The sequence below is a fragment of the Proteus sp. G2674 genome (assembly GCF_009915195.1).
GTDB classification, from domain to species: Bacteria; Pseudomonadota; Gammaproteobacteria; order Enterobacterales; family Enterobacteriaceae; genus Proteus; species Proteus mirabilis.
Genome location: NZ_JAABLS010000011.1, coordinates 21,686 through 31,099, shown reverse-complemented (window position 1 = coordinate 31,099; position 9,414 = coordinate 21,686). Strand labels below are relative to the sequence as shown.

Annotated in this window: 8 protein-coding genes; all 8 read left to right on the top strand. The window is 43.2% G+C overall.

The genetic code is table 11. The features are described 5' to 3' along the window. Positions 1 to 1,184: elongation factor Tu (tuf, locus tag GWI58_RS03670; RefSeq protein ID WP_017627866.1), on the top strand; the 1,184-nt coding region annotated here is incomplete at its 5' end. Positions 1,185 to 1,456: 272 nt separating this feature from the next. Next, entirely contained in the window at positions 1,457 to 1,834 is a 378-nt protein-coding gene (secE, locus tag GWI58_RS03665; RefSeq protein ID WP_004246899.1) for a preprotein translocase subunit SecE, read from the top strand. A 7-nt stretch (positions 1,835 to 1,841) separates the two neighbouring features. Then, on the top strand, positions 1,842 to 2,387 hold the full coding sequence (gene nusG / locus GWI58_RS03660; protein WP_004246900.1) for a transcription termination/antitermination protein NusG: 546 nt from the start codon (positions 1,842 to 1,844) through the stop codon (positions 2,385 to 2,387). Positions 2,388 to 2,532: 145 nt separating this feature from the next. After that, the gene (rplK, locus tag GWI58_RS03655; protein ID WP_060555735.1) at positions 2,533 to 2,961 is read left to right on the top strand and encodes a 50S ribosomal protein L11; all 429 of its coding nucleotides are present in this window, start codon (positions 2,533 to 2,535) and stop codon (positions 2,959 to 2,961) included. A 4-nt stretch (positions 2,962 to 2,965) separates the two neighbouring features. Next, the gene (gene rplA, locus GWI58_RS03650; RefSeq protein ID WP_004246903.1) at positions 2,966 to 3,667 is read left to right on the top strand and encodes a 50S ribosomal protein L1; all 702 of its coding nucleotides are present in this window, start codon (positions 2,966 to 2,968) and stop codon (positions 3,665 to 3,667) included. A gap of 327 nt (positions 3,668 to 3,994) precedes the next feature. Beyond that, the gene (gene rplJ, locus GWI58_RS03645; RefSeq protein WP_004246904.1) at positions 3,995 to 4,492 is read left to right on the top strand and encodes a 50S ribosomal protein L10; all 498 of its coding nucleotides are present in this window, start codon (positions 3,995 to 3,997) and stop codon (positions 4,490 to 4,492) included. A 63-nt stretch (positions 4,493 to 4,555) separates the two neighbouring features. After that, positions 4,556 to 4,921 carry a 50S ribosomal protein L7/L12 gene (rplL, locus tag GWI58_RS03640; RefSeq protein ID WP_004246905.1) on the top strand — a complete coding sequence of 122 codons (366 nt, stop codon included), beginning with the start codon at positions 4,556 to 4,558 and terminating at the stop codon, positions 4,919 to 4,921. Positions 4,922 to 5,273: 352 nt separating this feature from the next. Continuing rightward, positions 5,274 to 9,302, top strand: a complete 4,029-nt coding sequence (gene rpoB / locus GWI58_RS03635; RefSeq protein WP_004246906.1) for a DNA-directed RNA polymerase subunit beta — start codon at positions 5,274 to 5,276, stop codon at positions 9,300 to 9,302. Positions 9,303 to 9,414: the final 112 nt, after the last annotated feature.

Below are 9,414 nucleotides of genomic sequence, written 5' to 3'. Positions count from 1 at the left end.
TGTCTAAAGAAAAATTTGAACGTTCAAAACCGCACGTTAACGTTGGTACTATCGGCCACGTTGACCACGGTAAAACAACTCTGACTGCTGCAATCACTACAGTTTTAGCTAAAACTTACGGTGGTGCTGCTCGTGCATTCGACCAAATCGATAATGCGCCAGAAGAAAAAGCGCGTGGTATCACCATCTCTACTTCACACGTAGAATACGATACTCCAACTCGCCACTACGCACACGTAGACTGCCCAGGTCACGCCGACTATGTTAAAAACATGATCACTGGTGCTGCGCAAATGGACGGAGCTATTCTGGTAGTAGCAGCAACTGATGGTCCAATGCCACAAACTCGTGAGCACATCCTGTTAGGTCGTCAGGTTGGTGTTCCTTACATCATCGTATTCCTGAACAAATGTGACATGGTAGATGATGAAGAGCTGTTAGAATTAGTTGAAATGGAAGTTCGTGAACTTCTGTCTCAATACGATTTCCCAGGTGATGACACTCCAGTAATCCGTGGTTCAGCGCTGAAAGCACTGGAAGGCGAAGCAGAGTGGGAAGCAAAAATTGTTGAATTAGCAGAAGCACTGGATTCTTATATCCCAGAGCCAGAGCGTGCAATTGACAAACCATTCCTGTTACCAATCGAAGATGTATTCTCAATCTCAGGCCGTGGTACAGTAGTTACTGGTCGTGTAGAGCGTGGTATCATCAAAGTAGGTGATGAAGTTGAGATTGTTGGTATCAAAGAAACCGCAAAAACAACTTGTACTGGCGTTGAAATGTTCCGTAAATTACTTGACGAAGGTCGTGCAGGTGAGAACGTAGGTGTTCTACTGCGTGGTACAAAACGTGAAGAAATCGAACGTGGACAAGTACTGGCGAAACCAGGCTCAATCAACCCACACAACAAATTTGAATCAGAAGTTTATATTCTGAGCAAAGATGAAGGTGGTCGTCACACTCCATTCTTCAAAGGCTACCGTCCACAGTTCTACTTCCGTACAACTGACGTAACTGGTACTATCGAATTACCAGAAGGCGTAGAAATGGTAATGCCAGGCGACAACGTGAACATGATCGTTGAACTGATCCACCCAATCGCAATGGACGAAGGTTTACGCTTCGCAATCCGTGAAGGTGGCCGTACAGTAGGTGCGGGTGTTGTTGCTAAAGTATTAGGTTAATTACTCGGTAATTTTCCTAAAGAAGGGCATCAATTGATGCCCTTTTTATGCGTTGTTTGAAAAAGAACCTATCTCATCACTAGTTTTCTGGAAATTATTGGTGAGATAGGCTCTGATACAACGAATTGAGTCCAGTATCTTGCAGATACGAATGTCATAGAGATATGACGCTGTGTCAGATGCAATCATAGTTTATTTATGGTTAGTCTGATTTGTTTTGCTCTTGCGAGGCAAGCTGGCTATTTATTTACATCATATGGACAGGTTAATTTATGAGTGCGAATAGCGGAGCTCAAGATAGCAAACGCGGTGGTGATATCGCTAAGTGGATCATTACCGTCTTATTGCTGGTAGTAGCAGTGGGTGGCAACTATCTTTATCGTGAATTTAACCTTGCGTTGCGGGCTTTAGCGGTTGTTATTCTGTTCGCGGCTGCGGGCGGAGTTGCGTTGTGGACAACACAAGGTAAAGCAACACTAGCATTTGCTCGCGAAGCTCGAATTGAAATGCGTAAGGTAGTATGGCCAACGCGTCAAGAAACATTGCAGACAACATTAATCGTTGCTGCGGTGACGGCTATTGTGTCATTGGTTCTTTGGGGACTGGATGGCATTCTGGTTCGTTTAGTTTCATTTATTACTGGCCTGTGAGGTGTTCATGACTGATTCTCCTAAAAAACGCTGGTATGTTATTCAAGCCTTTTCAGGCTTCGAAGGCCGTGTAGCACAGTCTCTGCGTGAACATATCAAATTAAACGAAATGGAAGACTCATTTGGCGAAGTTATGGTTCCAACAGAAGAAGTTGTTGAGATCCGTAGCGGACAGCGCCGTAAAAGTGAGCGTAAATTTTTCCCAGGCTATGTTCTTGTCCAAATGGTCATGAATGATGCAACTTGGCATCTTGTGCGTAATGTGCCAAGAGTCATGGGGTTTATTGGCGGTACTTCAGACAGACCTGCACCAATTAGTGATAAAGAAGTTGATGCGATCATGAATCGTCTACAACAAGTTGGTGACAAACCACGTCCTAAAACACTGTTTGAACCAGGTGAAATGGTTCGTGTTAGTGATGGTCCATTTGCTGACTTTAACGGTGTTGTTGAAGAAGTTGATTACGAGAAAAGTCGCCTGAAAGTGTCTGTTTCTATCTTTGGTCGTGCGACCCCAGTGGAATTAGACTTTAGTCAGGTTGAAAAAGGTTAAACCTTTTTACTCGCCTTTCTTGCAAAAGGTGGAAAAGTTCACTACAATTTTCCACCTTTCGTTTTGAGTTGTTTTGTCATGAGACAAAGCAAAGTAAATCGGGGAGCCCTAGCCGGGCGATATACCCACATTGAGGAATTAATTAATGGCTAAGAAAGTCCAAGCCTATATCAAACTGCAAGTTGCAGCAGGTATGGCTAATCCAAGTCCACCAGTTGGTCCAGCTCTGGGTCAACAAGGTGTTAACATCATGGAATTCTGTAAAGCATTCAACGCTAAAACTGAAAGCGTAGAAAAAGGTTTACCAATCCCTGTTGTTATTACAGTTTACGCAGACCGTTCTTTCACTTTCGTTACTAAAACTCCTCCAGCAGCGATTCTGCTGAAGAAAGCAGCGGGCGTGAAATCAGGTTCTGGCAAACCGAACAAAGATAAAGTAGGTAAAGTAACTACTGCTCAAGTTCGTGAAATTGCAGAAACTAAAGCTGCGGATCTGACTGGTGCTGATGTTGAAGCTATGATGCGTTCAATTGAAGGTACTGCTCGTTCCATGGGCCTGGTAGTGGAGGACTAATCTGATGGCTAAACTAACCAAGCGCATGCGCAATATCCGTGAAAAAGTAGATGTAGTGAAACAGTACGAAATCAATGAAGCAGTTGCTTTATTGAAAGAGTTAGCTACAGCTAAATTTGTTGAAAGTGTTGATGTTGCTGTTAACCTCGGCATCGATGCTCGTAAATCAGACCAAAACGTTCGTGGTGCTACTGTTCTGCCACACGGTACTGGTCGTTCAGTTCGCGTTGCTGTATTCGCACAAGGTGCAAATGCAGAAGCTGCTAAAGAAGCTGGTGCAGAATTAGTCGGTATGGATGACTTAGCTGCTAAAGTTAAAGCTGGCGAAATGGACTTTGACGTTGTAATTGCATCTCCAGATGCAATGCGCGTTGTTGGTCAATTAGGCCAAATCCTTGGTCCACGTGGCTTAATGCCAAACCCGAAAGTGGGTACTGTAACACCTAACGTTGCTGAAGCTGTTAAAAATGCTAAAGCTGGTCAGGTTCGTTACCGTAACGACAAAAATGGTATTATCCATACCACTATCGGTAAAGTTGATTTCAACGAAGCTCAGTTGAAAGAAAACTTAGAAGCTCTGCTGGTTGCGCTGAAAAAAGCAAAACCATCTTCAGCTAAAGGCGTTTATATCAAGAAAGTAAGCCTGTCTACCACTATGGGTGCAGGTGTTGCTATTGATCAAGCAAGCTTAAGCGCGACAGTTTAATCCTCGATTAGACTAAAAGTCATAAAAGACTTTACCTTGGCGTCAAATTTGTATAGAATTTGACGCCTTGAGTTTAGCTATGTTGTATTTTGAATGTGAGTCAACATAACTAAATTCCCAAATTCGGTTGGAGTCTGGCCTATCCAGACCCCGTCCAAGACCGCAGGTGTAAGTAATTACTTAATTTTCCTGCGTAGACGGTGAGAGAGCCAAAAAGAATTTTATATTCTGGATTCTGCTCACCGTGTTTTAGCGCTTATTTCCATTGTGGCAATAAGTGATGTGAGTCCCGAGTTTTTACTCGGTTAATCCAGGAGCAAGAAGCTAATGGCACTAAATCTTCAAGACAAACAAGCGATTGTTGCTGAAGTCAGCGAAGTTGCCAAAGGCGCGCTGTCTGCAGTTGTTGCGGATTCCCGTGGTGTAACTGTAGATAAAATGACTGAACTGCGTAAAGCATGTCGTGAAGCTGGTGTTACTGTACGTGTAGTACGTAACACATTGCTACGTCGCGCTGTTGAAGGTACTTCTTATGAAGTGCTGAAAGACGCATTTGTTGGTCCTACCTTGATTGCTTTCTCTTCTGAACACCCGGGCGCTGCAGCTCGTCTGTTCAAAGATTTCGCGAAAGCGAACCCAGCATTCGAGATTAAAGCGGCTGCCTTTGAAGGTGAGTTTATCCCAGGTTCAAACATTGATCGCCTGGCTACACTACCAACTTACGAAGAAGCAATCGCACGCCTGATGTCAACCATGAAAGAAGCCGCTGCCGGCAAACTGGTTCGTACTCTGGCTGCACTGCGCGATCAGAAAGAAGCTGCTTAATAGCCAATTTCCTTCGTTGCTTTACTACGTATAAACTTTTTCTGAATTTTAGGAACAATTGTTATGTCTATCTCTAAAGACGATATCTTAAATGCAGTTGCTGAAATGTCTGTAATGGACGTTGTTGAACTGATCACTATGATGGAAGAAAAATTCGGTGTATCTGCTGCTGCAGCTGTTGCTGTTGCTGCGGGTCCAGCAGAAGCTGCTGAAGAAAAAACTGAATTCGACGTTATCCTGAAAGGTATCGGCGGTAACAAAGTAGCAGTAATCAAAGCAGTACGTGGCGCTACAGGTCTTGGTCTGAAAGAAGCTAAAGACTTAGTAGAATCTGCTCCAGCAGCTCTGAAAGAAGGCGTAAGCAAAGATGATGCTGAAGCTCTGAAGAAAGCTCTGGAAGAAGCAGGTGCTGAGGTTGAAGTTAAGTAATTTAACTTCCCAGAGAGCAGCCTAACGGCTGATGGCTGGTGATTTTTTGGTCACCAGCCTTTTTGCGCTGTAAGGTAAGAGTAGCTTTTTCACACTTTTTTGGCTTCCTCTTTACCTCAATATTTTTTGCTATTGACGACTTAATATACTGTGTTAGCCACTACGATCCACGTTTTTCCAAAAGCTCGGTAGTGTGCGCAATGCAATGAAATGATTTAAGAGTAATAACAATAAGTATTATGGAAAATTTTATTTTCCTACCTACAAAAAAACAGTGTTAGATGAATGTCGTGTCACCCTTAATAACAAGGGCAGGCAGAGTGGGTCACTTTTCAGCGAGCTGAGGAACCCTATGGTTTACTCCTATACCGAGAAAAAACGTATTCGTAAGGATTTTGGTAAACGTCCACAAGTTCTGGATGTTCCCTATCTCCTTTCTATCCAACTTGACTCGTTCCAGAAGTTTATCGAGCAAGATCCTGATGGTCAAAATGGGCTGGAAGCGGCTTTCCGTTCCGTATTTCCAATCCAAAGCTACAGCGGCAATGCTGAACTGCAATATGTCAGCTACCGCCTTGGCGAGCCTGTTTTTGATGTTAAAGAATGTCAGATCCGTGGTGTAACTTATTCTGCACCATTACGTGTAAAACTGCGTCTGGTCATTTATGAACGTGAAGCCCCAGAAGGCACCGTTAAAGACATCAAAGAACAAGAAGTCTATATGGGTGAAATCCCATTAATGACCGATAATGGTACTTTTGTTATCAATGGTACTGAGCGTGTTATTGTTTCCCAGTTACATCGTAGCCCTGGTGTGTTCTTTGATAGCGATAAAGGTAAAACGCACTCTTCAGGTAAAGTACTGTATAACGCACGTATTATTCCCTATCGTGGTTCATGGTTAGACTTCGAATTCGACCCTAAAGATAATCTTTTTGTCCGTATTGACCGTCGTCGTAAATTACCAGCGACTATCATTTTACGCGCAATGAACTACAGCACCGAAGACATCTTAAATCTGTTCTTCGAGAAAACAACGTTTGAAATCAGTAATAATAAACTGATGATGACGTTAGTTCCTGAGCGTCTGCGTGGTGAAACAGCTTCATTTGATATTGAAGCAAACGGCAAAGTTTATGTCGAAAAAGGTCGCCGTATTACTGCTCGTCATATTCGTCAGTTAGAAAAAGAACAAATTGAGCGCATCGAAGTACCTGTTGAATACATCGCAGGTAAAGTAGTGGCTCGTGACTATATTGATGAAGCGACAGGTGAATTGATTTGTGCTGCTAACATGGAAATCTCTTTAGATGTGTTAGCTCGCTTAAGTCAAGCTGGTCATAAAACCATCGAAACACTGTTTACCAACGATTTAGATCATGGTGCTTATATTTCAGAAACTATCCGCGTCGATCCTACCAACGATCGTTTAAGCGCATTAGTTGAAATCTATCGCATGATGCGTCCTGGTGAACCACCAACTCGCGAAGCGGCAGAAAACTTATTTGAGAACTTATTCTTCTCAGAAGATCGTTATGATCTCTCTGCGGTTGGTCGCATGAAGTTCAACCGCTCTTTAGGTCGCGAAGAAGTTGAAGGTTCTGGCATCTTAAGCCAAGAAGATATCATTGAAGTGATGAAAAAACTGATTGATATCCGTAATGGTAAAGGTGAAGTGGATGATATCGACCACTTAGGTAACCGTCGTATTCGTTCTGTTGGCGAAATGGCTGAAAACCAATTCCGTGTTGGTCTGGTGCGTGTTGAGCGTGCAGTTAAAGAGCGTTTATCTTTAGGTGATCTTGATGCATTAATGCCACAAGATATGATCAACGCAAAACCGATTTCTGCTGCAGTTAAAGAGTTCTTTGGCTCTAGCCAGTTATCGCAGTTTATGGATCAGAACAACCCGCTGTCAGAAATTACCCATAAACGTCGTATTTCTGCATTAGGCCCTGGTGGTCTGACTCGTGAACGTGCAGGCTTCGAAGTTCGAGACGTACACCCAACTCACTATGGTCGTGTGTGTCCAATCGAAACACCTGAAGGTCCAAATATCGGTCTGATTAACTCATTATCTGTTTATGCACAGACTAACGAGTACGGATTCTTAGAAACGCCTTACCGTGTTGTAGAAAACAACGCTGTAACAGATGAAATCCACTATCTGTCTGCAATTGAAGAAGGTAACTTCATCATTGCTCAGGCTAACTCCGTATTAGATGATGATGGCCACTTCGTAGAAGAATTAGTAACTTGCCGTCATAAAGGTGAGTCAAGTTTATTTAGTCGTGATCAAGTTCAGTACATGGACGTTTCAACTCAACAGGTTGTTTCTGTCGGTGCTTCACTGATCCCATTCCTTGAACACGATGACGCCAACCGTGCATTGATGGGTGCGAACATGCAACGTCAGGCTGTTCCTACACTTCGTGGTGATAAACCACTGGTAGGTACAGGTATGGAACGTGCTGTAGCGGTTGACTCCGGTGTTACTGCGGTAGCAAAACGTGGTGGTACTGTTCAGTATGTTGATGCTTCTCGTATCGTTATCAAAGTAAACGAAGATGAGACTTATGCTGGTGAAGCAGGCATTGATATTTACAGCTTAACTAAATATACCCGCTCTAACCAAAACACATGTATTAACCAAACACCTTGTGTTTCTTTAGGTGAACCTGTTGAACGTGGTGATGTACTTGCCGATGGTCCATCAACAGACCTTGGTGAACTTGCATTAGGTCAAAACATGCGCGTGGCATTTATGCCATGGAATGGTTATAACTACGAGGACTCCATCCTTGTATCTGAGCGTGTTGTTCAAGAAGACCGTTTCACAACTATCCATATTCAAGAACTTGCTTGTGTGTCTCGTGATACTAAGTTAGGGCCTGAAGAGATCACTGCAGATATTCCTAATGTTGGTGAAGCTGCGTTATCTAAACTGGATGAATCAGGTATCGTTTATATCGGTGCTGAAGTGAAAGGCGGTGATATTCTGGTAGGTAAAGTAACACCGAAAGGTGAAACTCAACTGACTCCAGAAGAGAAACTGCTACGTGCTATCTTCGGTGAAAAAGCATCTGATGTTAAAGATTCTTCTCTGCGTGTTCCTAACGGTGTGTCTGGTACAGTTATTGATGTACAAGTCTTCACCCGTGATGGCGTAGAAAAAGACAAACGTGCATTAGAAATCGAAGAATCGCAATTACGTGAAGTTAAAAAAGACTTAACAGAAGAGTTACGTATCTTTGAAGCGGGTCTTTTTGCACGTATTCGTGGCGTTCTGATTGCCGGCGGTATTGAAGCTGACAAATTAGATAAACTACCTCGTGAACGTTGGTTAGAACTGGGTCTTGCTGATGAAGAGAAGCAAAACCAGTTAGAACAATTAGCTGAACAGTATGATGAACTGAAAGCTGAATTCGCGAAGAAACTGGAAGCTAAGCGTCGTAAGATCACTCAAGGTGATGATTTAGCACCGGGTGTATTGAAGATTGTTAAGGTTTATCTGGCTGTTAAACGTCAGATCCAACCTGGTGATAAGATGGCGGGTCGTCATGGTAACAAGGGTGTTATCTCTAAGATTAACCCAATTGAAGACATGCCATACGATGAAAACGGTAATCCTGTTGACCTCGTACTGAACCCACTGGGTGTACCATCACGTATGAACATTGGTCAGATCCTTGAAACTCACTTGGGTATGGCTGCTAAAGGTATCGGTGATAAAATCAATGCGATGCTGAAACAGCAACAAGAAGTGGCTAAGTTACGTGAATTTATCCAGAAAGCTTATGATCTGGGTATGGCACCTCGTCAGAAAGTTGATTTGGACACCTTCAGTGATGAAGAAGTGTTACGTTTGGCTGAGAACCTGAAAAAAGGTATGCCAACTGCAACACCTGTGTTCGATGGTGCAGAAGAGATGGAAATTAAAGAGATGCTGAAATTAGCAGATCTTCCAACTTCTGGTCAGATTACACTTTTCGATGGTCGTACAGGTGAACAATTCGAACGTCCAGTAACTGTAGGTTACATGTACATGCTGAAACTGAACCACTTAGTTGATGACAAGATGCACGCCCGTTCTACCGGTTCGTACAGCTTAGTTACTCAGCAACCTCTTGGTGGTAAAGCACAGTTTGGTGGACAGCGTTTCGGGGAGATGGAAGTATGGGCACTGGAAGCATACGGTGCGGCTTACACGCTACAAGAAATGCTTACTGTTAAGTCGGATGACGTTAACGGTCGTACCAAAATGTACAAAAACATTGTTGATGGTAACCATCAGATGGAACCAGGTATGCCTGAGTCGTTCAACGTATTGTTGAAAGAGATCCGTTCACTGGGTATCAACATCGAATTGGAAGACGAATAACGTATTCCATGAAAGCAGACTGCTAAATATGGCAGTCTGCTAAACAGTGACTACACTGGTTTAAAGGGGTGAATGACAGGGGTCATTTGCCTGGCAGGTCTAACTCCGACAG